Origin of the sequence: Caulobacter segnis, from assembly GCF_023935105.1 — a bacterium.
GTDB classification, from domain to species: Bacteria; Pseudomonadota; Alphaproteobacteria; order Caulobacterales; family Caulobacteraceae; genus Caulobacter; species Caulobacter segnis_B.
The window spans coordinates 3,266,388-3,289,632 of record NZ_CP096040.1 but is presented as its reverse complement, the minus strand read 5'-3'; the positions used below and the strand labels follow the sequence as shown (position 1 = coordinate 3,289,632).

At 67.3% G+C, this 23,245-nt stretch carries 20 protein-coding genes; 8 read left to right on the top strand and 12 right to left on the bottom strand.

Going from position 1 to position 23,245, the window contains the following annotated elements; translation table 11 throughout:
- Positions 1 to 5 precede the first annotated feature (5 nt).
- On the top strand, positions 6 to 1,217 hold the full coding sequence (locus MZV50_RS15400; protein WP_252630133.1) for an acyltransferase family protein: 1,212 nt from the start codon (positions 6 to 8) through the stop codon (positions 1,215 to 1,217).
- Here MZV50_RS15400 and phhA read toward each other — a convergent pair.
- Both phhA and hspQ read right to left on the bottom strand, forming a co-directional pair.
- The gene (gene phhA / locus MZV50_RS15395; RefSeq protein WP_252630132.1) at positions 1,172 to 2,056 is read right to left on the bottom strand and encodes a phenylalanine 4-monooxygenase; all 885 of its coding nucleotides are present in this window, start codon (positions 2,054 to 2,056) and stop codon (positions 1,172 to 1,174) included. The genes MZV50_RS15400 and phhA overlap by 46 nt on opposite strands.
- Before the next feature lie 81 nt (positions 2,057 to 2,137).
- A complete protein-coding gene (hspQ, locus tag MZV50_RS15390) occupies positions 2,138 to 2,467 on the bottom strand; it encodes a heat shock protein HspQ (RefSeq protein WP_252630131.1) in 330 nt (109 codons plus the stop codon).
- Positions 2,468 to 2,637: 170 nt separating this feature from the next.
- Here hspQ and MZV50_RS15385 point away from each other — a divergent pair, with 170 nt between their 5' ends.
- From MZV50_RS15385 to guaA, 7 genes are all read left to right on the top strand, one after another.
- A complete protein-coding gene (locus MZV50_RS15385) occupies positions 2,638 to 3,747 on the top strand; it encodes a Ppx/GppA phosphatase family protein (RefSeq protein ID WP_252630129.1) in 1,110 nt (369 codons plus the stop codon).
- Positions 3,744 to 4,454: an RlmE family RNA methyltransferase gene (locus MZV50_RS15380; RefSeq protein WP_252630128.1), complete on the top strand. Its 711-nt coding sequence runs from the start codon at positions 3,744 to 3,746 to the stop codon at positions 4,452 to 4,454. The genes MZV50_RS15385 and MZV50_RS15380 overlap by 4 nt, the downstream gene beginning before the upstream one ends.
- A gap of 153 nt (positions 4,455 to 4,607) precedes the next feature.
- Positions 4,608 to 4,808 (top strand): hypothetical protein, encoded by a 201-nt coding sequence (locus tag MZV50_RS15375; RefSeq protein WP_252630126.1) that lies wholly within the window; start codon positions 4,608 to 4,610, stop codon positions 4,806 to 4,808.
- A 129-nt stretch (positions 4,809 to 4,937) separates the two neighbouring features.
- Positions 4,938 to 6,401 carry an IMP dehydrogenase gene (gene guaB / locus MZV50_RS15370; RefSeq protein ID WP_252630124.1) on the top strand — a complete coding sequence of 488 codons (1,464 nt, stop codon included), beginning with the start codon at positions 4,938 to 4,940 and terminating at the stop codon, positions 6,399 to 6,401.
- Positions 6,402 to 6,404: 3 nt separating this feature from the next.
- Positions 6,405 to 6,800, top strand: a complete 396-nt coding sequence (locus MZV50_RS15365; RefSeq protein WP_252630122.1) for an MAPEG family protein — start codon at positions 6,405 to 6,407, stop codon at positions 6,798 to 6,800.
- Positions 6,800 to 8,077, top strand: coding sequence for an RsmB/NOP family class I SAM-dependent RNA methyltransferase (locus tag MZV50_RS15360; protein WP_252630121.1), 1,278 nt, complete (start codon positions 6,800 to 6,802; stop codon positions 8,075 to 8,077). The genes MZV50_RS15365 and MZV50_RS15360 overlap by 1 nt, the downstream gene beginning before the upstream one ends.
- Before the next feature lie 31 nt (positions 8,078 to 8,108).
- Positions 8,109 to 9,668, top strand: coding sequence for a glutamine-hydrolyzing GMP synthase (guaA, locus tag MZV50_RS15355; protein ID WP_252630120.1), 1,560 nt, complete (start codon positions 8,109 to 8,111; stop codon positions 9,666 to 9,668).
- A 244-nt stretch (positions 9,669 to 9,912) separates the two neighbouring features.
- Here the strand turns inward: guaA and MZV50_RS15350 are convergent, their stop codons facing one another.
- The 10 genes from MZV50_RS15350 to MZV50_RS15305 all read right to left on the bottom strand — a co-directional run bounded on the left by MZV50_RS15350 (position 9,913) and on the right by MZV50_RS15305 (position 23,244).
- Complete coding sequence (locus MZV50_RS15350) at positions 9,913 to 12,624, bottom strand: serine/threonine protein kinase (protein ID WP_252630118.1); 2,712 nt, start codon at positions 12,622 to 12,624, stop codon at positions 9,913 to 9,915.
- A gap of 2 nt (positions 12,625 to 12,626) precedes the next feature.
- Positions 12,627 to 15,320, bottom strand: a complete 2,694-nt coding sequence (gene tssH, locus MZV50_RS15345) for a type VI secretion system ATPase TssH (RefSeq protein WP_252630117.1) — start codon at positions 15,318 to 15,320, stop codon at positions 12,627 to 12,629.
- On the bottom strand, positions 15,317 to 16,375 hold the full coding sequence (tssG, locus tag MZV50_RS15340; RefSeq protein ID WP_289781870.1) for a type VI secretion system baseplate subunit TssG: 1,059 nt from the start codon (positions 16,373 to 16,375) through the stop codon (positions 15,317 to 15,319). Before tssG ends, tssH begins: the two co-directional genes overlap by 4 nt.
- Complete coding sequence (tssF, locus tag MZV50_RS15335) at positions 16,339 to 18,204, bottom strand: type VI secretion system baseplate subunit TssF (protein WP_252630115.1); 1,866 nt, start codon at positions 18,202 to 18,204, stop codon at positions 16,339 to 16,341. The genes tssG and tssF overlap by 37 nt, the downstream gene beginning before the upstream one ends.
- 3 nt (positions 18,205 to 18,207) lie before the next feature.
- Entirely contained in the window at positions 18,208 to 18,741 is a 534-nt protein-coding gene (tssE, locus tag MZV50_RS15330) for a type VI secretion system baseplate subunit TssE (protein WP_252630114.1), read from the bottom strand.
- The gene (locus tag MZV50_RS15325) at positions 18,741 to 19,541 is read right to left on the bottom strand and encodes a type VI secretion system accessory protein TagJ (RefSeq protein ID WP_252630112.1); all 801 of its coding nucleotides are present in this window, start codon (positions 19,539 to 19,541) and stop codon (positions 18,741 to 18,743) included. The genes tssE and MZV50_RS15325 overlap by 1 nt, the downstream gene beginning before the upstream one ends.
- Positions 19,542 to 19,569: 28 nt before the next feature.
- Positions 19,570 to 20,052 carry an Hcp family type VI secretion system effector gene (locus tag MZV50_RS15320; RefSeq protein WP_289781869.1) on the bottom strand — a complete coding sequence of 161 codons (483 nt, stop codon included), beginning with the start codon at positions 20,050 to 20,052 and terminating at the stop codon, positions 19,570 to 19,572.
- 35 nt (positions 20,053 to 20,087) lie between these two features.
- The gene (tssC, locus tag MZV50_RS15315) at positions 20,088 to 21,581 is read right to left on the bottom strand and encodes a type VI secretion system contractile sheath large subunit (protein WP_252630110.1); all 1,494 of its coding nucleotides are present in this window, start codon (positions 21,579 to 21,581) and stop codon (positions 20,088 to 20,090) included.
- Between the two features lie 16 nt (positions 21,582 to 21,597).
- A complete protein-coding gene (gene tssB, locus MZV50_RS15310; RefSeq protein WP_252630109.1) occupies positions 21,598 to 22,128 on the bottom strand; it encodes a type VI secretion system contractile sheath small subunit in 531 nt (176 codons plus the stop codon).
- Between the two features lie 87 nt (positions 22,129 to 22,215).
- The gene (locus MZV50_RS15305) at positions 22,216 to 23,244 is read right to left on the bottom strand and encodes a type VI secretion system protein TssA (RefSeq protein WP_252630108.1); all 1,029 of its coding nucleotides are present in this window, start codon (positions 23,242 to 23,244) and stop codon (positions 22,216 to 22,218) included.
- Position 23,245: the final 1 nt, after the last annotated feature.

The window sequence follows — 23,245 nt, the reverse complement described above, 5'->3', positions numbered from 1 at the left end:
GCTTCATGACCACGACCGTCTTACCCCTCGATCGGCGCCACGACCTCGACTGGATTCGGGTCGGCGCGTTCTTTCTGCTGATCCTCTATCACACCGGCATGTTCTACGTGCCGTGGGAATTCCACGTGAAGACCCCGCATGTGGTGGAAGGGTTGATGCCCTTCATGCTGATGACCAATCCGTGGCGTCTGACCCTGTTGTTCTTGGTCTCGGGGGCGGCGACGCGGTTCATGGCCGACAAGACCAACGTTGGACAGCTGACCTGGGCGCGGATCGCGCGCCTGCTGCCGCCGCTTCTGTTCGCGATGTTCGTGATCGTGCCGCCACAGTCCTATTACCAGGTCGTCGAGTACATAGCCGCCCACCCGGGAACGCTCCTGACGGTTGACAACTTCTGGATCCGCTACGTCACGGCCTCGGGGCATTGGTGTGGAGCGGATGGCAAATGCCTGGTCACCCCGACCTGGAACCACATGTGGTTCGTGGCCTACCTGCTGTTCTACACCCTGGTGCTGTCGTTGATGCTTCTGGTCTGGAAGAAGGCCGGTGAGCATATCCAGCACGCGGCTGAGCGGGTGCTGAAGGGTTGGGGCCTGTTCGTTTGGCCGATCCTGTTCCTGGGCTTGGCCCGTACGCTGCTGATCCGGTTCGGCGAGACCCACGCCTTGATCGGCGACCACTATGTCCACGCGGTCTCGTTCAGCGCCTTCCTGCTCGGCTTTGGCCTGGCGAAGTCGGAGATCCTGCGCGATCGCTTTACCGCCGTGCGCTGGCCGGCGTTGATTCTGGCGATCGCCGCCTGGGCGGGCTGGAGCGTCTATGTCTGGATTTACCGCGCCGACGACGCCGTCCCGCCGCAGCCCCTGGTCCAGACGATGCGCTTTGTGTTCGCCACCGACACCTGGTGCGCCATCGTCGCCATCCTGGGGTTCGGCGCGAAGCATCTGACCAAGGGCGGGCCAGCTCTGCGCTACCTCACCCTGGGCGTTTTCCCGTTCTATCTGGTTCACCAGACCCTGATCGTGGTCATGGCTCATAACTTGGCCAAGCTGAATCTGCCGCAGGGCCTGGAAGGCGCGATCCTGGTCGTGGCGACGTTCGCTGGCTGTTTCATCACCTACGAGGCAGTGCGACGCATCCCCGGTGTGCGGATCCTGTTCGGCCTGAAAGGTCAGTCCGCCGAGGCGGTCGCCAAGCGTCCCCCGGCCTTCGCATAGGCCTGGGTGCCACGCGTGATGACGGTGTCGCCGGGCAGGATCTCGGCGACACCGATGTCGCTTGCGCCGGCCAGGCGTTCATACACGGCGCCGAAATCGCGCAAGGTAACCTCCTGCAGGGTCTGGATCGAGTCGATCACGAAGTAGACCTGCTGGAAGTCATCGATCCGATAGTTCGTGCGCATGACCCGTTCCAGGTCGAAGCCGAGGCGGTTGGGCGACGGATCGTCCAGCGCGAAGAGCGACTCCGTACGCGATGACACGATTCCGGCGCCGTAGATGCGCAGCCCCGCGGGCGTGTTCATCAGGCCGAACTCGACCGTGTACCAGTAGAGGCGCGCCAGGTTGGCCAGCCGGCCCAGGCCCAGCGCCCGCTGGCCGCCTCGGCCATAGGCCTGCATGTAGTCGGCGAAGACCGGATCGGTCAGCATCGGCACATGGCCAAAGACATCGTGGAAGATGTCCGGTTCCTGCAGGTAGTCCAGCTGGTCCGGCTTGCGGATGAACTGGCCGGCCGGGAAGCGGCGATTGGCCAGGTGGTCGAAGAAGACGTCGTCGGGCACAAGGCCCGGCACGGCCACCACGCTCCAGCCCGTCAGGCGCTGGAGTTCCTCGTTGATGCGATTGAAGTCGGGGATGCCCGTGCGGTGCAGATCCAGCGCGTCGAGGCCACGCAGGAATGCGTCACAGGCGCGGCCGTGCAGCAAGTCGGCCTGGCGCTCGTAAAGGGTGATCCAGACGTCATGCTCGGCCCGGGAATAGGTCTCCCAGCCCTGGTCGATCGTCCAGTCGGGGCGGGCGCCCGGGGGCGGCCCGTTGCTAAAGCCATCTCCGCTCATGCGATGACGCTACGCCTCGATTTTCGCAAAAGCTGTTCGCAGTTTGCGCGAAAACGACGGATCGCCGGATAGACGTTTCGGTTAGTGCGAAATCCGGGGACGAAGCTTGTACAGCCCGTGATCGAACGACTCGAAGATCACCGAGGTCTGAGGGTGGCCGACCGGCTCGCCGCTGTCGTCGGGCAGCAGGTTCTGCTCTGACACATAGGCGACGTAGCTGTTGTCGTCGTTCTCGGCCAGCAGATGGTAGAACGGCTGGTCCTTGGTCGGCCGGATGTCCTCAGGGATGGACTGCCACCACTCCTCGGTATTGGCGAACACCGGGTCAACGTCGAACACCACGCCCCGGAAGGGGAAGATGCGGTGCCGGACGACCTGGCCGATCGCGAATTTGGCGAGTCTCGAATTCATGGCGTTAAGGATATCAGTCGCACCTGACTGAAACCTGAACGTAGTCCTCAGAACGCGGAAGACAAGGCAGCGCTTCCGGCGGCGAGCTTCCCTCCGATACGCGCAGGCTCTATGGTCGACTCGAAGTGGGACGTCGCGCGTTCGCGGCGTCTGCGAGACAGGTAGAGACCATGTCGGAGGCGCCGCGCGCGCCCGGCGCCCCGCAAGGCCGGCGCCGGCGGTCTCAGGAGGAGTCCGTCGCGTGCTACGCGGCGCTCGACCTGGGGACCAACAATTGCCGCCTGTTGGTGGCCACGCCCACGCCGCGCGGTTTCCGCGTCGTCGAAGCCTATTCCCGCATCGTGCGTCTGGGCGAGGGGCTGTCGCAGAGCGGTCAGCTGTCCGAAGCGGCCATGGACCGCTCGCTCGCGGCCCTGAAGGTCTGCGCCGAGAAGATCCGTCGCCGCAAGGCCGTGCGGGTCAAGGCGGTCGCGACCCAAGCCTGCCGGGGCGCGACGAATGGTCCCGACTTCGTGCGCCGAGTGCACGAGGAGACGGGCCTGAAACTGCAGATCATCAGCCCTCGCGAGGAGGCCCAGTTGTCCGTGGCCGGCTGCATGAGCCTGTTTGATCGTCAGCAGGACGCGGCCCTGGTCGTCGACGTCGGCGGCGGTTCGACCGAACTTTCATGGGTGGATCTGAACGGCGGCGGCCTCGACGCCAAGCCGCGCCAGTTCGCCGCCTGGAAGCTGCCGATCAAGGCTTGGCTGTCGATCCCGGTGGGCGTGGTCACCCTGGCCGAGCGCTTCCCCGAGGGCGAGCGCGCCGCCGAAGGCTGGTTCCGGGCCATGGTCGACGACGTCAAGGCGCGGATCAAGGCCTTTCCCCACGCCGAACCGATGCGCGAGATCTTCGCGCAGGGCAGGGCGCATCTGGTCGGCACGTCGGGCGCCATCACCAGCCTGGCCGGCCTGCATCTGGGCCTGCCGCGCTATGATCGCAACGTCGTCGACGGCCTGTGGATGAACCGGACCGACTGCGATGCGGCCGCCGAACGCCTTCAGGGCCTGACCGCCGCCGAGCGAGCCCAGGAGCCGTGCATCGGCGCGGACCGGGCCGATCTGGTGCTGGCCGGCGCGGCGATCCTGCAGGCCGTGCAGGAGCTTTGGCCGTGTTCGCGCGTGCGTGTCGCCGACCGAGGGCTTAGAGAAGGGCTCCTGATGTCCCTGATGTCCGAACAGCAGCGACGCCCGCGCCGACGTCGTCGCGGCGGCGCCTCGAAGAAGTCTGAAGCCGCATGAGCGACGAACAACCGCCCCGCAAGCGCATGGTCAAGCCGCCCGCCGGCGGCAACGAGGGTGGCCGGGGCAAGCCCGCGCGCCTGAAGACCGCCTATGGCCGCACGCCCAGCCAACAAGCTTGGCTGGAGCGCCAGATCAACGATCCGTTCTCGGCCAAGGCCCGCGCCTTGGGCTACCGCAGCCGCGCGGCCTTCAAGATCAGCGAGATCGACGACAAGTTCCGGTTCTTCAGGAAGGGCGCGAAGGTCATCGACCTGGGCTGCGCGCCCGGTGGCTGGCTGCAGATCGCCGTGGAGCGGGGCGTGACCGACCTCGTTGGCATCGACCTCCTGCCGGTCGATCCCGTGGCGCCGGCGCACCTGCTGGAGATGGACTTCACCGCCGACGGCGCGCCGGAGAAGCTACTGGGGCTTCTGGGCGGCGAGCCGGACCTGGTCATGTCCGACATGGCCCCCAACACCGTCGGTCACCGCGAGACCGACCACCTGCGCATCGTCGGCCTGATCGAGATCGCGGCCGAGTTCGCCATCGACGTGCTGAAGCCTGGCGGAGCCTTCGTCGCCAAGGCCTTCCAGGGCGGTGAAACGGCCGAGATCATCGGCCGGCTGAAGCGTCACTTCGACCGGGTCCAGCACTTCAAGCCCAAGGCCAGCCGTCAGGACAGCTCCGAGGTGTTCCTGGTGGCGACCGGGTTCAAGGGGCGGTAGGAAGGTTGCTGTCGCCAGGATTGTGGGAAATCGCAATCTCGACCATAGCGCGTTGATCTATCACGGAAATTTGGATTCCAGTCTCTTGCGGATCGGCGGGAACAGGCGTGAGCCTTGGGATGCGCATATCGCGCATCATCAAGAGGCTTACCCATGTTGAAGTCCCTGAGCATCGCCGCCGCCTTTGCCGTCGCCCTGTCCGGCGCGAGCGTCGCCTCCGCCGCGCCCTGCAAGGACGCCAAGGGTAAGTTCATCAAGTGCCCCGCCGCCGCCGCGCCGGCCAAACCGACCAAGTGCAAGGACGCCAAAGGCAAGTTCGCCAAGTGCGGCACGCCAGGCGCGAAGCCGGTCTAGTCGTCGTTCGGCGGCGTCCGGGACGCCGCCGTCCTTCCCCTCGGAAAGATTCATCTCCATTTGGGCGTCCAGGCGGGTCGACAACCGCCGGCCTCGCGGCTATATCCGCGCCGCAAAATGGAGACTCCGATGGAGATTCGCGAAGGGCTTACCTTCGACGACGTTTTGCTCGAACCCGGCCCGTCCGACGTCATGCCTACCCAGGTGACGACCGAGACCCGGTTCACGCGTGAAATCAGTCTGAACATTCCGCTCGTGTCCGCCGCCATGGACACGGTGACCGAAAGCCGCCTCGCCATCGCCATGGCCCAGGCCGGCGGTCTGGGCGTCCTGCACCGCAACCTCACCAACGAGGAGCAGGCCGACCAGGTCCGCGAGGTCAAGCGCTACGAGAGCGGCATGGTCATCAACCCGCTGACCATCCACCCCGACACAACCCTGGCCGAGATCCGCGAGATCAAGGCCCGCCGCAAGATCTCGGGCTTCCCGGTGGTCGAGCGCGGCTCGGGCAAGCTGGTCGGCATCCTGACCAACCGCGACATGCGCTTCGAGGGCGACGACAAGGTCCCCGCCTCGGCGCTGATGACCCGCGACAACCTGATCACCGTCTCGGAAGGCGTCGATCAGCGCGAGGCCCGCGAGCTGCTGCGCAAGCACAAGATCGAACGCCTGATCGTCGTCGACGAGGCCTATCGCGCCGTCGGCCTGATCACGGTGAAGGATATCGAGAAGGCCCAGGCTCACCCGCTGGCCGCCAAGGACGACAAGGGTCGGCTGCTGGTCGGCGCCGCCTCGACCGTCGGCGACGCCGGCTTCGAACGCTCGATGGGCCTGGTGGACGCCGGCGTCGACGTCGTCGTCATCGACACCGCCCACGGCCACTCCAGCCAGGTCGCGCAGGCGGTCAGCCGCCTGAAGCGCGAAGCCAACCGCGTCCAGATCGTGGCCGGCAACATCGCCACCTACGACGCCGCTCGCGCCCTGATCGACGCCGGCGCCGACGCGGTGAAGGTGGGTATCGGTCCGGGCTCGATCTGCACCACCCGCATCGTCGCGGGCGTGGGCGTGCCGCAGCTGACCGCGATCATGGAAGCCGTGCGCGCCGGCCGCGACAGCAACACCCCGATCATCGCCGACGGCGGCATCAAGTACTCGGGCGACCTGGCCAAGGCCATCGCGGCCGGGGCCTCGACCGCCATGATGGGCTCGATGTTCGCCGGCACCGAGGAGGCGCCCGGCGAGGTGTTCCTGTACCAGGGCCGCTCGTACAAGAGCTATCGCGGCATGGGCTCGGTGGGCGCCATGGCCCGAGGCTCGGCCGACCGCTACTTCCAGAAGGAAGTGACGGACAGCTTCAAGTTGGTGCCGGAAGGCATCGAGGGCCAGACCCCGTTCAAGGGCCCGATCTCGCCGGTCCTGCACCAGCTGGTCGGCGGTCTACGGGCGGCCATGGGCTATGTCGGCGCGCCGACCATCCCCGAGCTGCAGAAGCGCGCCAAGTTCGTGCGCATCACCGGCGCTGGCCTGCGTGAAAGCCACGTCCACGACGTGATGATCACCCGCGAGGCCCCGAACTATCCGAGCGCGGTCTAGGCGATGCGGATGGCCTTCGAGCTGCAGATGGTGGCGGCGGCGGTCCTTATCGGGATCATCCATCTGCTGTGGGCGGCCGCGGCCGCCCAGCCCCAGCGCGGCTTGAAGTGGAATGCGGGCCCCCGGGACGAGCCGGTCGTGCTGACCGGCGTCGCGGGGCGCCTGGAGCGCGCCTTCGCCAACTTCCGCGAGACGTTCCCGTTCTTCGTCGCGCTGGTGGCGGTCGACTATCTGGGCGGCCGCCTCGGCGCGCTGACCGCGTACGGCGCCGTGCTCTATGTCGTGGCCCGCGCCGTCTATATCCCGCTCTATGCGCTGGGCGTGCCCTTCGTGCGCAGCCTGGCCTGGCTGGCGTCGATGGTCGGGATCTTGATGCTGCTTCTGGCCCTGGTGGTCTGATGCGCGACGGAGGACGGGTTTCGGCGGCGATCGAGGTTCTGACCGAGATCGAGACGCGGCATTTTCCGGTCAAGATGGCCCTGAAGCGCTGGGGCGACGCCGCGCGCTACGCCGGCTCCAAGGACCGGGCCTTCGTCTCGGGCCTGGTGCTGGACGCCCTGCGCCGCAAGCGTTCGCTGGGCTGGATGATGGGCGATGCGAGCCCGCGCGGCGTCGTGCTGGGCGTGCTGGCCTTCGTCTGGACTTGGACGCCCGAGCGCATCGCCGAAGCGGGAAGCGAGGAGCACGGTTTTGGCGCTCTGACCGACGTCGAGCGCGAGCGCCTGGCCAGTCCGGTCTCGCTGGACAACGCCCCCGCGCCGGTGGCGGGCGACTATCCAGACTGGCTGGAAGCGCGCTTGGCGCGCGCGTTCGGCGCTGATCAGGCCGTCGAGATGCGGGCGCTGTCCGAACGCGCGCCGGTCGACCTGCGGGTCAACACCCTGAAGACCGACGCCGAGCGCGCCGCCAAGGCCCTGGCTCCGATCCACGCCGCGCCGGCGGGGATCCTGCCCAACGCCTTCCGCATCCCGGCCCCGGCCGCCGCCGACCGCACCCCGTCGGTGGAGGCCGTGCCGGCCTTCTCCAAGGGCTGGTTCGAGGTCCAGGACCTGGGCTCGCAGATCGCCGCCGCCGTGGCGGGCGAGGTGAAGGGCAAGCAGGTGCTGGACTTCTGCGCCGGCGGGGGCGGCAAGACGCTGGCCCTGGCCGCCGCCATGGGCAACACCGGCCAGATCTTCGCCCACGACGCCGACGCCCGCCGCTTGGCCGACACCATCCGGCGCGGCCAGAGGGCAGGGGTCCGCAACCTGCAGATCCGCTCGCCGATCGAGGCCACGCCGCTGAAGGGCCTGGAAGGCAAGATCGACGTCGTCTTCGTCGACGCCCCCTGCACCGGCGCGGGCACCTGGCGGCGCCATCCCGACGCCAAGTGGCGTCTGTCGCCGGACCAACTGGCCAAGCGCCAGATCGAGCAGGACAGCGTGCTGGAGGACGCCTCGACCTTCGTGAAGGCCGGCGGCCGCATGGTCTATGTCACCTGCTCGCTGCTGGTCGACGAGAACGAGGACCGCGTTGCCGGCTTCCTCGAACGCCACCCCGAGTTCACCGTGAAGCCGATCGCCCTGTCGGGCGTCGAGCACGTCACGCCCGAAGGCTATCTGCGCCTGACCCCTTACCGCGCCGGGACCGACGGCTTCTTCGCCGCCGTGCTCGAGCGATCCTCGTACACGCCCTGACCTTGAACGCATGACCGCTGGAGATTTGCCGATGACCACCGAAACCCACCACCAGCGCGTCCTGATCGTCGATTTCGGCAGCCAAGTCACCCAGCTGATCGCCCGCCGGGTGCGCGAGGCCGGCGTCTATTGCGAGATCCATCCGTTCGACAAGGCCGAGGACCTGGTCGACGCCTACAAGCCGACCGCCATTATCCTGTCGGGCGGCCCGGCCAGCGTGCTGGAGGAAGACAGCCCCCGCATCGGCCGCAAGCTGTTCGACCTCGGTTTGCCGCTGCTGGCCATCTGCTACGGCCAGCAGCTGCTGTGCGACGTGCTGGGCGGCAAGGTCGAGGGCGGTCACGCCGGCGAGTTCGGTCGCGCCGAACTAACGATCGGCAAGACGAGCCCGCTGTTCCAAGGGCTGGCCGGCGTGGGCGAGCTGGAAACCGTCTGGATGAGCCACGGCGACCGCGTCACCGCCATCCCGGAAGGTTTCGAGGTGATCGGCACCTCGACCGGCGCGCCGTTCGCGGCCATCGCCAACGACGCCAAGAAGATCTACGCCCTGCAGTTCCACCCCGAGGTCTACCACACCGTCAACGGGACCCAGATCTACAAGAACTTCCTGGCCCTGGCCGGCCTGAAGGGCGACTGGACGATGGCGGCGTTCCGCCAGGAGATGGTCCAGAAGATCCGCGACCAGGTCGGGACGGGCAAGGTGATCTGCGGCCTGTCGGGCGGCGTCGACAGCTCGGTAGCCGCCGTGCTGATTCACGAAGCGATCGGCGACCAACTGACCTGCGTGTTCGTCGACACCGGCCTGCTGCGCAAGAACGAGGCGGACCAGGTCGTTACCCTGTTCCGCGACCACTACAACATTCCGCTGGTCCACGTGGACGCCGGCGACCTGTTCCTGGGCGAGCTGGCCGGTGTCAGCGACCCGGAAACCAAGCGCAAGACCATCGGCCGCCTGTTCATCGACGTCTTCGACAAGGAAGCCGCCAAGATCGACGGCGCGCAGTTCCTGGCCCAGGGCACGCTCTATCCCGACGTCGTCGAGAGCGTCTCGGCCCGTGGGGGGCCCTCGGCCGTGATCAAGAGCCACCACAATGTCGGCGGTCTGCCGGAGTACATGAAGCTGAAGCTGGTCGAGCCGTTGCGCGAGCTCTTCAAGGACGAGGTCCGCGCCCTGGGCGTCGAGCTGGGGCTGGCTCCCGCCTTCGTCGGCCGCCACCCGTTCCCCGGTCCGGGTCTGGCCATCCGCATCCCGGGCGAGATCACGCCGGAAAAGGTCAAGGTCCTGCAGGACGCCGACGCCATCTATCTGGAAGAGATCCGCAACGCGGGGCTCTACGACCAGATCTGGCAGGCCTTCGCCGTGCTGCTGCCGGTGAAGACCGTCGGTGTCATGGGCGACGCCCGCACCTACGAAAACGTCCTGGCCCTGCGCGCCGTCACCTCGACCGACGGCATGACCGCCGACTTCTTCGAATTCCCCTGGCCGATCCTGGGCAAGACAGCCACCCGCATCATCAACGAGGTGCGCGGGGTCAACCGGGTCGTCTACGACGTGACCAGCAAGCCGCCCGGCACGATCGAGTGGGAGTGATCAAAGAGGCGCCTTCAGCGCTTTCTTGCCCTGCCGCCGCCCTGGCGACCATCCGCACAGGTTCCGGGGAGCGCTACGTCTTTCCGGAAATGCGCCCGAAGATCGTGACGCGGTGATCGTCGATCTTCGCCGCAACGGCGGCGGCTCGCACGCGACGGTGCGATAGCTGGTCAGCCAGTCATGGCCCGAGGTGCTGGAGCCGCCCCCAGCACGCGCGGAGCGCCGCGGTGAGCGCAGGTCGAGGCTACTTTTCGCAGTCCGACTTCCCGACGTTCTGCCACTTGCGGAAGCCCTTGCCGGTCTTGGCCTGGAGGCTACCGCCGTTCCGGCGCAGCTCGATGTCGCCGGAGCGGCCGGTCTGGACATCGCAGCGCCCGGCGAACACGCGCTCGACGCAGGCCGCGCGCGGCGCATAACCCAGCTCCTCCCAGGCGCCGCCGGCGAACCGGCGACAGGCCACATAGTCGGCGGGAAGCTTCTCCGGCTCGGGCGCCGGCGCGGCCACGACGGGCGCGGCGGCGTTCGCGGCGGCCTCGACGGCGGCGGCTCTTTTGGCGGCTTCGGCCAGCTTCTGCGCGCGAAGCGCGGCGGGGTCGAGGGCGGGAATCTCAGGCTGATCGGGCTGGTCGTTGGCGAGCTGGAACCACGCCATCTGCATCGTCCAACCTTTCGACTGGGCAAGTTGCCCAAGGCGCTTGGCGAAGTCTCGCGGCGGCTTCGCGGCCGCGCCGGGGCGCAGGCCCAGATCGAACGGGCCAGCGCCTTCGAGCATCAGCAGACCTGCCAGGCCCGGGTCGCTCAGGCACATCGAGACCCTGTGACGGCCATTTCCCAGATCTTGGTAGAGATTCGGATTGCGGGCGGCGAGCTTGTCGAGCTGCTCGCGGCTGGCCGCGAACTGTTCCAGCCGACCGGAAGGCTGGATCGCGATCAGGCTGTAGTTCTTCGACGGGTCGGGGGCGATGTTGATGACGGGTTGGGCCCACAGGCCGTTGATCGGGCAACCCTGCAGCCCCCGGTCGATCTCAAAGCGCGTTTGCAGCGCCACGACGGCTGGCGCGGCGACGGCCTTTGGATCGCGCGCGCCGCGGGTGGCGTCGAGCAAGGGGCAGGCGGCCTGGTCGGCGGCCAGCAAGCCGGTGGAATCGATTTGCAGGCCCGTCGAGCCGGCCTTTCGAGCGGCCGCAGATACCGCGCGATTCACGGCCGCCGGATCGCCAGCCGCGCCCGAAACCTGGATGCTGGTAGAGCCGTCGCTGGCCTGGCCGTGCCCGACCGTCAGCCACGAACACGGAATGCTCGGCACGGCGGCGGCGATGGCTTGTTCGGCGCGGACGACGTCGGGCGAAGCGGGCGGCGCCGGGGCCGAAGCGGTCTGGGCGGGCAGTTGGCCCTTGTTTTGCGACGACAGGATGGTGAAGCCGATCCCCGCGACGACCACGGCCGCCGCCGCGCCCAGCACGATCAGCTTGCCATCGGGGCGCACGCGGGTCCGCGCGGGCTCTTGGCGCGAGGGCGTCGGCTCGGGGGCGTCCACACCCGCGCCATAGGCGACATCCATCGCCGGCGGAGCGGGAGAAAGGGCGTCCTCGTGATCCTCGACAGGCGCCGCCGGCGCCGAGGTCTCGACCAGGACCTTTTCCTCGCGGTTCGGGTCGTCGATCTGGCCGCGCTCGGGCGCCGCCTTGGATCCGTCCTCGTCCTGGTCCTGCGAGGGAAGGACGACGTCCTCGGCGAGCGGAGTTTCTTCCGGCGCGGTCGCGGGCGGCGGCGGCTCGATCGCCTTGGGCGATTCGGGAAGGGGAGAGGGCGCGAACACCGTGCGACCCTGAGGCGGATCTTCCGGCGCCTCATGCGGGATATCGGGACTGGCGGCGATCGGCGGCGCGGTCTGCGCCGACGGTTCGGCGCTCAACCACGAGGGCGGCTCGGAGCCGAAATGCACCACCGTCCGCTCGCCGTCAGCCGCCAGATCCGAGGCCAGGGCGTCGTGGGCGGGAACCCAGGACGGCGTCTGCGGCGGCGACGGTTCGTTCGACAGGTCCAGCGCGTCGAGGGCTGCGATCAGTTCCGCCATGGTCTGCGGACGATTGCGAGGATCGGGGCTCAACATCCGCGCGAACAAGGGTCGTAAGGTCGCTGGCACCGCGTCGATGTCGGGCCCGGCCCGGCGACGATCGATCGCGTCGACCAGGGTCGCGCCCATGTCCGGCGCCCTGCCACCGGCCAGGGCCAAGGCCACGAGGCCGAGGCTGTAGACGTCGGTCCAGGGGCCGATGCGACGGCCGAAATCCCCGAACTGTTCTGGGGCGACGTAGCCGAGCTTGCCGGCGAAGCCGTCGCCTACCACCGTCTGGGCGCCAATCTCCATGCTCTTGGCGATGCCGAAGTCGATGATCTTGGCGCGATTGAGCACGCCGTCCGGCAGTAGGATATTCTCCGGAGAGATGTCGCGATGGATAGCGCCGTGGCTGTGGGCCGCCTCGAGCCCCTCGGCCAGACGTCGCGTCAGCCGCACCAGCTCGGTCGTGGCGGGCGGCGGACCCTTGCCGATCAACTGGGTGAGCGGCGCGCCGTCGATATAGTCGGTGACGATGTAGAGCAGGTCCTTCCGCGGTTCGCGGGCCAGCACGCGGTACTGGACCAGCGCCGGGTGCGCCAGGCTGATGAGGGTCTTGGCCTCCTTGCGAAACAGGGCCTGGACCTTGGGGTCGGCGGCGAGGTGAGGCAGGATGACCTTGATCGCCACGCGCTCGTCGGCGTTGACGTTGACGCCCTCATAGACCTCGCCCATGCCACCGCGGGCGATGAAGCGCTTGACCTCGTAGATGCCGTTGAGAACGAAGCCGATCGGAAGAATGCCCTGCCGCCCAGCTCTTCGCGCGCCGCGCCCACCCAGGGAAGACTGGGTGAAGCCGGTGGTCGCGGCCACGTCATCAGCGGGATCGTCGGACATACTCAGGCCACGGCTTCCTGGATCACAGCGGCGTCGCTCTGCGGTGACGCTTCCACCTGTTCGAACGCGTAGGTGAAGGTTGAGTTCTCAACCGAGACGGTAATCTTCGCTATTTCTTCGCCGGCCATCTGTCGCTCCAGCAGGACGACCGACAATTCGGGCAGCATGGTGTTGGTCAGGATGGCGTCGATCATCCGGCCGCCCGACGCCACCTCCGTGCAGCGCGACACGATCAGCGTCGCGACCGCCTGATCGTAGGTGAAGGCGATGCCGTGGTTTTCGGCGATCCGCTTCTTGATGCGGTCCAGCTGCAGGCGGACGATGCCTTCAAGCATGGCCGGCGACAGTGGGTAGTAGGGCAGCACGCTCAAGCGCCCAAGCAGGGCCGGCGGGAAGACCTTCAGCAGCTCGGGCCGCAGGGCCTGGGCCAGGGGCTCGGCCTCGGGTTTCATCTCCTCGTCTTCGGACAGCGAGGCGATCAGGTCGGAGCCCACATTGGACGTCAACAGGATCAGGGTGTTCTTGAAGTCGATGTGACGGCCCTCGGAGTCGTCCATGTAGCCCTTGTCGAACACCTGGAAGAACATCTCGTGGACGTCCGGGTGGGCCTTCTCGACCTCGTCCAGCAGCACCACGGAGTAGGGCCGGCGGCGCACCGCCTCGGTCAACACCCCGCCCTGGCCGTAACCGACATAGCCGGCCGGGGCGCCTTTCAGCGTCGAAACCGTATGGGCCTCCTGGAACTCGCTCATATTGATGACGATCAGGCTGTCGTCGCCCGAATAGAGAAGCTCCGAGAGCGCGTGCGCCGTCTCGGTCTTGCCCACGCCCGAGGGGCCGGCCAGCATGAAGACCCCGACCGGCTTGTTGGGGTTGTCCAGCTTGGCGCGGCTGGTCTGGATGCGCTTGGCGATGGCGTCCATCGCGTGGTCCTGGCCAACCACCCGGCGCTTGAGCTGTTCGGCCAGGGTCAGCACCGAGGCGATCTCGTCCTTGACCATCCGGCCCACCGGGATGCCGGTCCAGTCGCCGACCACGGCGGCGACGGCGTCGGCGTCGACCTCGGCGAAGACCATCGGGCTGTCGCCCTGCACCGCGGTGACCGCGCGCAGGGCCGCGTCAAGATCCGCCTTGCGGTCGGTGAGATCGGGCGCGCCGGCGGCCTTGGCCTGCGCCAGCGCCTTGCGGGCGTCCTTCAGCGTCGCGATCGCGTCCTTCTCGGCGGCCCACTGAGTCTCGATCAGGTCCTGCTCGGCCTGGGCGGCGGCGATCTCTTCGCGCAGTCGGGCGACGCGGGTGTCGTTGGCGTAGTGGCCTTCGGCTTCGCGGGTGGCGATCTCCAACTCGACATTCAGCAGCTCGACGCGCCGGCGGCGGTTCTCGACCGCGGCGGGCGTGGCGTGCTGGGAGACGGCGACGCGGGCCCCAGCGGTGTCGAGCAGGCTCACGGCCTTGTCGGGCAGCTGGCGGGCCGGGACATAGCGTTGGGACAGCTTTACGGCCGCCTCGACGGCCTCATCCAGGATCACGACCTGATGGTGCTTTTCCATGGCCGGCGCGACCGAGCGCAGCATCGAGACGGCGACATCGGTCTCGGGTTCGCCGACGTTGACGGTCTGGAAGCGGCGGGTCAGCGCCGGGTCCTTCTCGATGTACTGCCGGTATTCGGACCAGGTGGTGGCCGCGATCGTCCGCAGGCGCCCGCGCGCCAGGGCGGGCTTGAGCAGGTTGGCCGCGTCGCCTGACCCCGCCTGGCCGCCGGCCCCGATCAGGGTGTGAGCCTCGTCGATGAACAGGATGATCGGCCGGGGCGAGGATTCCACCTCGTCGATTACCTGACGCAGTCGTTTTTCGAACTCGCCTTTCACGCCCGCGCCGGCCTGCAGCAAGCCAATGTCCAGCGCCCGCAAAGAGACGTCCCGCAGGGCCGGCGGCACGTCGCCGTCGACGATGCGGCGGGCCAGGCCCTCGACCACGGCCGTCTTGCCGACCCCGGCCTCGCCCGTAAGGATCGGATTGTTCTGGCGGCGGCGCAGCAAGATGTCGATCACCTGGCGGATCTCGGCGTCGCGCCCGACGATGGCGTCGATCTCGCCCGAACGAGCCTTGGCGGTCAGGTCGACCGAGTACTTGGCCAGAGTCTCGCCGCCCGCGACGAAGGGCTCGGCCGGGCCGCCAGCGCCATCGGCTGCGGCTTCGGCGATCGGCGCGCCGCCGATCTCGGCCGAACCGGCCACGACCTGATCGAAGCCGTCGGCCAGGGCGTCCGCGGCGATCTTGCGAAACTCCGGCGAGATCGAAAACAGGGCGTTGCGCAGGGTGGGGGTCTTCAGCATGCCAAACAGCAGGTGGCCGGTGCGGACCTTGCCCGCCTGGAACATCAGCGAGGCGTAGAGCCAGCCCTTCTCGATGGCCTCTTCGATCTGCGGCGAGAAGTCGGAGATCGCCGTGGCCCCGCGGGGCAGCGCATCGAGGGCGGCGACCACGTCGCTGACCAGCTTGACCTCGTCCAGGCCAAAGCGCGTACGAATGGCGCCCACGTCGTTGCGCGGATCCTGCAGCAGGACGTGGATCCAGTGCGCCAGTTCGACATAGGGATTGCCCCGCAGCTTGCAGAAGCCCGTGGCCGTCTCGATGCTCTTGAGGCCCGTGGGGCTGAGGCGACCAAACAACGCGGCGCGGTTGATCTCGGTCATGCGACACCTCTTGTGACTGCCGTACTCTTGGCGACGTTTCGGGCGATGCGGCGGGCGCTGGGACCCAAGCGCGTCTCGGCGCGCGGGCCGCAGCCAAGCGGCGGGTTCATCCAGCTGGTCCAGCCGAGACGCGCGCGGCCGTCCAAGGCGGTCGGGCGCATCGCCGCCTCGCTGACCTCGACCTCAAGGTCCCACTCCAGGTGCGAGGGGGCGAAGGAATCCAACGCCTCGGCCACGACGGCGAAGCGCGAGCCTCCGGGCATCAGGTCCTCGTAGTCACGATAGGTGTCGACGTGGACGGCGATGCGGTAGGCGTCGCTGATGGTGCTGACGCGGCGGCCGCAGACCGCGTCGCCGCCCAGCTGGCTGAAGGCGCCGCCAAGGCGGGTCTGATCGGCCGGCTCGATGTCGCGCCACCGGGGCTGATATTCGATCAGGCGCACCGGCGCGCCGACGAGGTCGGCGACCGCGTCCTCGATCCCCGCGGCGCTGCGTCGCGAGGCATAGAGGCCGGCATAGTATAGGCGCGCGCGGGCCGGGAACGCGGCGTTCTCGCGCACGCCGTCGGTCGCGCCGGTCAGGGCCGCCAGATAGCCCGCGAAGCGATCGTCGCGCGGACGGTCGGCATTGGCGGCGGGGTTGGACTCGGCCCAGGCGCGATAGAAGAACTGCAGCATGCGCCCGGCCAGCACGTCCAGGAACCGGCCGAACGGGTGGGTCTTGGCGTAGCGGCGCTCGTAGTGCGCGAACTCGGTCATGTGCAGGGGCAGCGGCCCCATCGGTCCGGTCAGGCCGAGCCAGTAGCCTTGAACGCGAGCGCGTCCGCCCTTGAGGGTGATGCTGTCCAGGGTCGATCCGGGGAAACCGAGCGCCGGGGTTTGGGCGAGATCCACCAGGTTCTGAGAGGGAAGGCGGGCGTCGCCGATCCGAGGCAGGTCGATGGCGCGCGACTCCGCCGCGCGCAGGAGCCCGAACAGCCCGAACCGCCGCGCTTGCCCCGCCGCTCGGCGGAGAAAGTCTAGATGTTGCGACGTTCGCCCATTCTCGGGGGCCATTGCGCGAAGGTTCCTTCCTGGGGGCTGTCGAAAACGCTTTCGGTGAAGGCGTTGACCGTGGCGAATTCGCCGAGAAACCGCTCCAGCACCGCCGAGAACAGGAACATCCGGCCATTCTCGAACGGCGCGTCGTCCAGCTTGACGCGTAGGCGTTGGCCGCGGGCAAAGGCGCTGCGGCCGGCGCCGGGCACGCGCCGCGTCACCGGCTCGGAGCGCACGGCCAAGACACCATCGATCTGGCGGCGCAGATGCGGATCATCGGTGCGGCCATAGAGCGCCAGGTGGTCGCGCAGCACCGACGGGTCGTCGTCGTTATCGAGCGCGAAGGCGGCGTAGTTGGGCGTCAGGTGGCCGATGACCCGCCAGGCCCCGTCGCTGATGCCCATGGGCGGGCGCGGCTTGGTGGGAGCGCGGACGATCGTCGCGGCCTTGACCGGAATGCCGCTGGTACGGAAGTCCGTGGTTCCGCCCACGCGCAGGTTCTCGGCCAACTCGCGGTTGGTGACCAGGGCCCGCACGCCCAGTTCGTAGACGCCTTCCAGCCGTTTGGCTTCACCGGGCGCGACCAAGCTGATCCAGGTTTCGGTGCCCAGATAGTCGGCGCGGCGGCGCAGGCGCTGTTCCTTGGTCGACAGCCGCCGGTGGCGCAGGCGCGTGACGTAGAACAGCGCCTCGCTCCAGTCGTACAGCAGGCTGCCGAACGCGTGCAGCGGCGCGACCGGACGGGCGTCGCCGTTCTTCTGCGAATAGGCGGTGACGTCCAGGACGCGATAGACCTCGAAATCGAGCGGCCGGGTGCGGTCGGCGATCAGCTGGTGTTCGTGGTCGAATTCGTTGATCGCCACGCGGTCGATCTGCTTTTCGAACAGGTTGATGGCCGGCGTGGCGAAGAGCCGGAAATTGGCCGGCGACACCGCCCCGGCCAGCGCGCCGGCCGCGCGATTGAACAGCAGCACCACTTCGCACTCGCCTGGGCAACCGGCGAAGGCCTTGCCCAGCTCGCGCAGCCGAACGAACAGGAAGCGCTCTGGGCAGGCGAAATATTCGGAGAGGATGCGATAGCCCCGGAACGAGCGGCGGCCGTTGGGCAGCAGGGCACAGTCTTCCTCGAAGCCATGCTGCTCTGCCACTGGCAGCTTGACCCAGGCCGCGGCGCCGGCCGCGGAGTCCACCGAGCGAGCGACAATGGCCACCGCATCGCCGATCAGCTGCCGATAGAGCTCGCCGGGCACCAGTTCGGAGCCGTCCAGATAGATGGGCAGGGTGTCAGGCGCGAAAGCCGACAGCGGTATGCCACCCAAGCCGGCGAATTTCAGGCGCAGGCCCGCCTCGGCCCGCACGCCGGCCGCCCCGGCATAGGCGGACACGGCCGCGCGGGTCGGCAGATATTCGGCCTCGGTGATCCGCAAGGGCCACAGGGTGACGTCCTGGCCCGTGCGGAAGGTCACGGGCGTGGCCGCATCGTCCCGGCCCGTGGCCGACAGCTCGGTCAGACGCGGCACCTTGAACCCCGCGGCGATCGCGTGATCGCCCTCGCGCGGCTCCAGCGCGACAACGCACATCGATGGCGTCGGGGCCAGGTAGTGCGGCTGGATGGCGTTGAGCAGGTGCTGGGTGAAGTCCGGGAACTGGTCCTGCAGCTTCAGCTTCACCCGGGCGCCGAGGAAGGCCACGCCTTCCAGCAGGCGCTCGACATACGGGTCGGTGTCGGCGGGGGCGTTGAGACCCAGGCGCCCGGCGACCGACTCGTATTCCTCGCCAAATTCCTTGGCCGTCTCACGCAGGTAGAGCAGCTCTTCGTTGTAGGCCCTGAGCAGCCGGGGATCCATGCGCTACTCCCGCAGGGTCGCTGAGCCGGTGTCGATCTCAACGTCCGTCTTGAACTCGACGGGCAGGGCCTTCACGGCGCTGGTGACGTCGGCGCGGATGACGAAGGTGACGGCGTTGGGCTTGGAGGCGGCGGTGGCGGCCGTGACATCCAGGCGGCGCGGCGCGATGCGCGGCTCGTAGCGGCGGATGCCTTCCTTGATCTCGCGAGCCCGGGCCTGGATCGCGCCGCGCTGCAGCAACTTTCCGGCCATGTCCGGCACGCCGTAGTTCAACACCGAGGTCGCCACTTCGGGATACGCCTTCAGGTTCTGGACCGAGCCGAGATGGGTGGTGTTGAGGATCCAGTTCAGCTCGCGCAGCACCGTGGCCCGCAGGGCCGACTCGTTGAAGCGCTCCAGCTTCATGATCGGGTAGAGCCGCAGGGTCGATGCGCGGCTGACCTGGCCCGCCTCGATCTTGGGATCGTCGCGCACGCCCTCGATGTCGAGGTCGGCGACCAGCTTGTCGAACAGGGTGGGGTTGATCCGTGTCGCCATCACGCCAGGACCAGGCGGCGGAGGGTCAGGACGCCGACCTCGTCACCGCCGCCGAGCGACCAGAGCTTCTGGCCGACGGCCTGATCGCCCAGAGGAGCGTCGCGCCAGTCGCTGGCGCGAGACAGCAGCAACTGCGCGTCGGCTTCGCCGGTCGTGCCGGGATAGCGGGCCGGCAGCAGGGCGCCGACGGACTGGCCGGTCTTGAATTCAATCTCGACGGGCAGCCACACGAGGTCACGCAGATCCTGCGGACCCTCGCTTGTGATCTTGGAAATGGCCTCGAAGGGGATCAACCCCCAGCGGCCGTGGACGAAGGCCTCGAACGACGGGCCAAAGCGCGGATCGGAGTCGGCGATCCAGTCGAAGGACTGGTCGTTGAACTGTCCGGGCGTGTCGGGCGCGGCGTCGAAGGCGCGATCACGCGCGGCCTGAGCCTCGTCGTGGCGGCCCTGGATCGCGGCGCCCAGCGCCGTGGCCAGATCGCTTGTCCAGGGTTGGCCGCCGACGAGCAGGGCTGGCGGGGCGCGGCCGGCGAAGGCCTCCTCGCGCTCGCGCTCGGCCTTGATCGCGGTGTTGTAGGCGACCGCCAGCATCTGGGCTTCGGGCGACAACTGGGTCAGGGCCTTCAGCTGGGCCAGGGCCTTGTCCCATTCACCGAGGATGCAGAAGAGCTGGAATAGAAACATGCGGGCCGGCTGATCGTCCGGCGCGCGCTTGACCCTTTCGACAAGGGCCGAGCGCGCGCCGTCCAAATCACCGGCGCGCAGCAGGTCGTCGGCGTTCATCGTCATTGATTTCATGATCTCGCCGAGAACTGACGCAGGCCGTTTAGAACTTCACGTTACCCGCGATATCCCACTTGAAGTCGCCGGTGCCGGCAGCCTTGCCGGCTTGCGACTGTTCCTTGTAGGAGACCTCGACCTTGGCGAAGTTCAGCGAGACGTTCTCGGTGAGACGATCCTCGCCGCCGCTGCCGCCCGTCGAGACCGACGTCACCAGCACGTCGCTCATGGTGATGGTGATGTATTCCAGCGGGCTTTCGCCGGCCTTGCGCACAACCAGGGTGGCCTTGCTGATGTGCTTGCCGTTGGCGGCGGCCAGCATCAGCGGAGCCGAGGCCAGATCGACGTACTTCGTGAACGAGAGGTCTTGGACATTGACCTTGCCGGCGCCCGCGCCGCCGCCGACGTGCGCGGTGCCCGAATTCGTCATGCCCCAGCTCCAGGCCAGGACGTCGACCTCTCCCTTGTGGGTGCTGTCCTTGGACTCGCCACTAATGCCTTCAAGTTTCAGGAACATATCCACGGCCATAAGGCGTTCTCCTCACGAGAAATGATTACTGATGATTAGGTCGCGCTCTTGGGGAGACGCGAAACCATGCTGAGTGACACGTCCATCCCCTCGAGTTGGTAGTGCGGCACCATGCGGAAAACGCCGCGGTAGTAGCCCGGGTTTTCCGGGTCGGGGATGACATCCACCGAGGCGGATTTCAGGGGCTTGCGAGCCTTGTCTTCTTCGGTCGAGAAGTCGGGCTGCATGTCCACGTACTGCATGATCCAGGACTGCAGGTCGCTGGTCAGGGCCGGGGCTTCGCGGCTGCTGCCGATCCAGTCGCGCACCATGCACTTGAGATAGTGGGCGAACCGGCAGCTGGCGAAGATGTAGGGCAGGCGGGCCGACAGGTTGGCGCTGGCCGTGGCGTCCGCGTCCTCGTAGGCCTTGGGGGCGTGCAGGGTCTGGGCGCCGATGAAGGTGGCCTGGTCGGTGTTCTTGCGATGCACCAGGGCCATCAGGCCGGCCTTGGACAGTTCGGCCTCGCGCCGGTCGGAGATGGCGATCTCGGTCGGGCACTTGGCGTCGAGGGCGCCGTCGTCGGTCGGGAACATCGCCGTGGGCAGGTCCTCGACCGTGCCGCCGGACTCCACGCCCCGGATTCGCGTGCACCAGCCATAGGTCTTGAAGGCCTCGGTGATCCGCACGCCCAGCGCATAGGACGCGTTGAGCCACAGATAATTGTCGTGCTGGCCGCCGTCGGTGTCCTCCTCGAAGGCGAACTCCTCGACCGGCTCGCTGTTGGCCCCATAGAGCGGACGGCCCAGGAAACGGGGCAGGGTCAGCGCCATGTAGCGGCTGTCGTTCGAATTGCGGAACGAGCGCCAGGCCATGTAGTCGGTGGCGTCGAACTGCTTGGCGATGTCGCGCGGGTTGGCCAGCTCCTGCCAGCTCTGCATGCCCAGCAGTTCGGAGTCGGCAGCGGCGATGAACGGGGCGTGGGCGGCCGCGCCGATCTTGGCCAGACCCTTCATCACCTCGATGTCGGGCGCGGTGTGGTCGAACGCATAGTCGCAGATGAACGCGCCATAGGGCTGGCCGCCCAGTTGGCCGAACTCGGCCTCGTAGATCTTCTTGAACAGCGGGCTCTGATCCCAGGCCGCGTCGCGGAACTGCCGCAACATCTTGCGGGTCTCGTCCTTGGACACGTTGAGCACGCGCACCTTGAGGTCCTTGCCCGTCGGCGTATTGCCAACCAGGTACCAAAGGCCGCGCCAAGCGGATTCCAGCTTCTGGAATTCGGCGTTGTGAATGATCTTGTTGACCTGCTCGGTCAGCTTGCGATCGATCGCGGCCTTCAGGGCGTCGACGGTCGAGAAGACATCGCCGCCGATGATCTGGGTGTCGACGAGGGCCTGCTGAGCCAGCGTCCGGACAGCCTCTTCGATCCGCGCCTGCTTTGCGTCGGTGTTGGGCTTGAACTCGCGCTGCAGCAGCGCCGTGAAATCGTCGACCGTGACGGTCTCGTCGCTGGCCGGGGCGACCGTCTGTTGAAGGGTCTCTGCCATCTAGGGGCTCCCTGGACTAAGCGTTGTTGTCGGCGGCTTTGTCGGCCTCGGCCGGCGGCTTGGCCGCGGCCAGGGCCTTCATCAGCTCGGCGTCCTTGAGGACCTTGTCGAGCAGGTCCTGAGCGCCGTCCTTGCCGTCCATGTAGAGCATCAGGTCGTTGAGCTGCTGGCGCGCCTCGAGCAGCTTGGCCAGGGCCGGCACGTTCTTGGCCACCTGACCGGGGGAGAAATCCTCCATCGACTTGAAGGTCAGGTCGACGCCGATCTTGCCCTCGCCCGTGAGGGTGTTTTCGACCGTGAACGCCGCGCGGGGCGCGATCGCTTCCATCTTCTGTTCGAAGTTGTCCATGTCGAATTCGACGAAGTCGCGCTTGTCCATCGGCTTCTTCTCGACATTGGACTTGCCGGACAGATCGGACATCACGCCAACCACAAATGGCAACTCAATCTTCTGGCGCGAGCCGAAGGTTTCAACTTCGTACTCAATGTGGACTCGGGGCGCGCGGTTTTCTTTGATAAACCGTTGCCCGCCTTTATTCGACGCCATGATTAGTCACCCGTAATTAGAGCTTACGTGGATATTTAAAGGCTTGTTCGATCTCTAAGAGATGTCAAGCGATGTTGTAACAATATTTCAAGACTGTTCGCGTTGCTTGCGAGATTGAAGAACCGATCTGGCCTCATCAAGGCTGCCAGGGGCGATATCTTCGAGGATCGACATAAAATCTTGACCCACCCACTCCCTGGCGCGGCGCATCAGGGTCAGGATCGGATGTCCCGGCTCCTTGCGCTGGTAGTAGTCGCTGAGCGCATCGAGAGCGCGGATGACATCGTCCCGCGTCTCAAGACGCGCCGCCACGACGGCGACATTTGAAAAGCTTGACGATGCAACGTGCGGCTGCGTGGGTGGTTCCGACGTTTCTGGCTTCGCGGGTTCCGGGCTGAACGCCTGGATGGCGCGGCGCATCTGGCCGAGGGCGTCGTAGGCGTCCTTGAAATTGGTCCCGCCCACGTCGTCGGCGTTGGACGTCAGCACCAAGTCGGCGCGCCTGAGGTTATTCTCGATCGCGTCTAGGCGTTGGATGACGTCGTCCAGGCCCTCGTATTGCAAATCCTCGAGGGCGGCGCGGAACATTCCGTAGCCTTCCTCGCTTTCACCTCTCAAGCGGAACCGTTCGAAGTCGTCGATCGAGTAGCGGCCAAGGCGCGGATGACTGATCAGGGTGATTTTGCGCAGCGGCGCGAGGAATTGCGCTTGGCTGACCAGGGAGTCGCAGGGGCCCTTGCGGCCCTGAAACCCGTAGTCCTCGAGCCTTGGGTGGACGCTGGGCCAGTAGGTCTCAAGCAGGCCTGCGAGGTTTCTCGTGCCCAACTCGACCGTCTCGAGCTGTCCGGCGCGCGCGGCGGCCCGGCACAGATAGGCCGCGAGCCACAAATCCTTGGTCCGGTCGCTCTGCTCGACGATGCGATCGACGATCGTACGCCAGTCGACCTCGGACGGTTGAGTCTCCACGCCCGAGGCGTCGATCGAGACCTCGGTTTCAAATGCCTGCTCGATCTCGTAGCGCGCCGGGTCGTAGGCGAGATCGGGACCCGTGGGGTCCGCTTCGGAGACCGGCGCCAACAGTCGACCGAGATCAAGCGCCATGTTCGAAGCCGTCACC

Excerpts from the sequence above, each read along its gene's own strand:
- MZV50_RS15365 (WP_252630122.1), top strand. The coding sequence starts at position 6,405 with ATGCGGATGGCCTTCGAGCTGCAGATGGTGGCGGCGGCGGTCCTTATC.
- tssE (WP_252630114.1), bottom strand. The coding sequence starts at position 18,741 with ATGGCGACACGGATCAACCCCACCCTGTTCGACAAGCTGGTCGCCGAC.
- tssH (WP_252630117.1), bottom strand. The coding sequence starts at position 15,320 with ATGACCGAGATCAACCGCGCCGCGTTGTTTGGTCGCCTCAGCCCCACG.
- tssC (WP_252630110.1), bottom strand. The coding sequence starts at position 21,581 with ATGGCAGAGACCCTTCAACAGACGGTCGCCCCGGCCAGCGACGAGACC.
- MZV50_RS15325 (WP_252630112.1), bottom strand. The coding sequence starts at position 19,541 with ATGAAATCAATGACGATGAACGCCGACGACCTGCTGCGCGCCGGTGAT.
- MZV50_RS15400 (WP_252630133.1), top strand. The coding sequence starts at position 6 with ATGACCACGACCGTCTTACCCCTCGATCGGCGCCACGACCTCGACTGG.
- tssB (WP_252630109.1), bottom strand. The coding sequence starts at position 22,128 with ATGGCGTCGAATAAAGGCGGGCAACGGTTTATCAAAGAAAACCGCGCG.
- tssF (WP_252630115.1), bottom strand. The coding sequence starts at position 18,204 with ATGGATCCCCGGCTGCTCAGGGCCTACAACGAAGAGCTGCTCTACCTG.
- MZV50_RS15385 (WP_252630129.1), top strand. The coding sequence starts at position 2,638 with ATGTCGGAGGCGCCGCGCGCGCCCGGCGCCCCGCAAGGCCGGCGCCGG.
- hspQ (WP_252630131.1), bottom strand. The coding sequence starts at position 2,467 with ATGAATTCGAGACTCGCCAAATTCGCGATCGGCCAGGTCGTCCGGCAC.
- guaA (WP_252630120.1), top strand. The coding sequence starts at position 8,109 with ATGACCACCGAAACCCACCACCAGCGCGTCCTGATCGTCGATTTCGGC.
- MZV50_RS15360 (WP_252630121.1), top strand. The coding sequence starts at position 6,800 with ATGCGCGACGGAGGACGGGTTTCGGCGGCGATCGAGGTTCTGACCGAG.
- tssG (WP_289781870.1), bottom strand. The coding sequence starts at position 16,375 with ATGGCCCCCGAGAATGGGCGAACGTCGCAACATCTAGACTTTCTCCGC.
- MZV50_RS15375 (WP_252630126.1), top strand. The coding sequence starts at position 4,608 with ATGTTGAAGTCCCTGAGCATCGCCGCCGCCTTTGCCGTCGCCCTGTCC.
- phhA (WP_252630132.1), bottom strand. The coding sequence starts at position 2,056 with ATGAGCGGAGATGGCTTTAGCAACGGGCCGCCCCCGGGCGCCCGCCCC.
- MZV50_RS15350 (WP_252630118.1), bottom strand. The coding sequence starts at position 12,624 with ATGTCCGACGATCCCGCTGATGACGTGGCCGCGACCACCGGCTTCACC.
- MZV50_RS15380 (WP_252630128.1), top strand. The coding sequence starts at position 3,744 with ATGAGCGACGAACAACCGCCCCGCAAGCGCATGGTCAAGCCGCCCGCC.
- MZV50_RS15320 (WP_289781869.1), bottom strand. The coding sequence starts at position 20,052 with ATGGCCGTGGATATGTTCCTGAAACTTGAAGGCATTAGTGGCGAGTCC.
- guaB (WP_252630124.1), top strand. The coding sequence starts at position 4,938 with ATGGAGATTCGCGAAGGGCTTACCTTCGACGACGTTTTGCTCGAACCC.